Raw genomic sequence first — 1,317 nt, 5'->3', positions numbered from 1 at the left:
GGCGGATTCAAGGGGTCGTCGCAACACGCGGTGAGTTGATCAAGCCGCGAGCAGTTTAGACAGACGCTCGGCTGGGGTCTCCCAGCCGAGCGTTTTGCGTGGGCGGCTGTTGAGTTCGGCGGCGACGGCGTCGAGGTCCTCGCGGGTGTGGACGGACAGGTCGGTGCCCTTGGGGAAGTACTGCCGCAGCAGGCCGTTGGTGTTTTCGTTCGAACCGCGCTGCCAGGGGCTGCCGGGGTCGCAGAAGTAGACCGGGACGTCGGTGGCGATGCTGAAGGCGTGGTGAGCGGCCATCTCGCAACCTTGGTCCCAGGTCAGGGACCGTTTGAGGTGCGGTGGGAGGGTCTGGACCGCGTCTGTCAGTGCTGTGCGGACGGCGGCGGCGCTGTGGTCGGTGGGCAGGTGGACGAGCAGCAGGTAGCGGGTGCTGCGTTCGACCAGGGTGGCGATGGCGGAGCGGGAGTTGCGGCCGACGATGAGGTCGCCTTCCCAGTGGCCGGGGACAGCACGGTCGGCCGCTTCGGCGGGCCGTTCGCTGATCATCACCATGGAGTGCGAGAAGCGCGGCTGACGCTTGGCGGCGTGGCGGTGCGGGCGGCGCATGGCCCGTCCGGTGCGCAGGGCGCGCGTCAGTTCACGGCGGAGTTCACCGCGGCCTTGGACGTAGAGAGCCTGGTAGACGGTCTCGTGGGTCACGTGCATCTCCGGCCGGTCGGCAAAGCGTCTGCGTAGAGCGTGGCAGATCTGCTCCGGGCTCCAGCGCAGGGTCAGGTGGTCCTGGATGAAGTCCCGCAGCTCAGGGTTCTGGCCGATCTTGCCGGGCTTGGGGCGGGGCCGGCGGGCCATGGCACGGGCCTGGGCGGCGTGCGGCCGGTACTGGCCATTGGTGGGATGCCGGTTGCGGCGTATCTCCCGGCTGATCGTTGAGGGGCTGCGGCCCAGCTCGGCCGCGATGGCCCGGACGGTGGCCTTCTCGCGCAGCCGGTCGGCGATGTGAATGCGGTCCGCCTCGCTCAGGTAGCGCGAGGGCGCGGGCGGGCCCGTTCCAACGGGCGGCGGCACCACCGCGTTGATCGGTGGTGCCGCCTTGTTCCTGCCCGAGGCGCCGCGTCCGTTCCGCCATCGCTTGCCCGTCCGGACGTTGATGCCGATGACCGCGGCAGCCTCGGAGTAGCCCATTCCTTGATCCACAAGCCGGAAGTATGCCTCCCGCTCCTGGACCAGCTTCCTGGGTCCCTGCGGCCTCCGGTCCTCCCGGATCTTGAAGTCCATTGCCACCCCTGAACTGGGGTGTTGCAACGACCACTAGAACCTAAG

General features: G+C 68.9%; 1 protein-coding gene. It reads right to left on the bottom strand.

Features of this window, described 5'->3' with window-relative positions:
• Positions 1–39: 39 nt before the first annotated feature.
• A complete protein-coding gene (locus tag FNH04_RS46055; RefSeq protein ID WP_194237065.1) occupies positions 40–1,179 on the bottom strand; it encodes an IS30 family transposase in 1,140 nt (379 codons plus the stop codon).
• Positions 1,180–1,317 lie beyond the last annotated feature (138 nt).

The organism is Streptomyces phyllanthi (assembly GCF_009377205.1).
In the GTDB taxonomy this organism is placed as follows: Bacteria; Actinomycetota; Actinomycetes; order Streptomycetales; family Streptomycetaceae; genus Streptomyces; species Streptomyces phyllanthi.
Note: the sequence above shows the minus strand (reverse complement) of the source record. Positions and strands in the feature narration are given on the sequence as shown.

Excerpts from the sequence above, each read along its gene's own strand:
- FNH04_RS46055 (WP_194237065.1), bottom strand. The coding sequence starts at position 1,179 with ATGGGCTACTCCGAGGCTGCCGCGGTCATCGGCATCAACGTCCGGACG.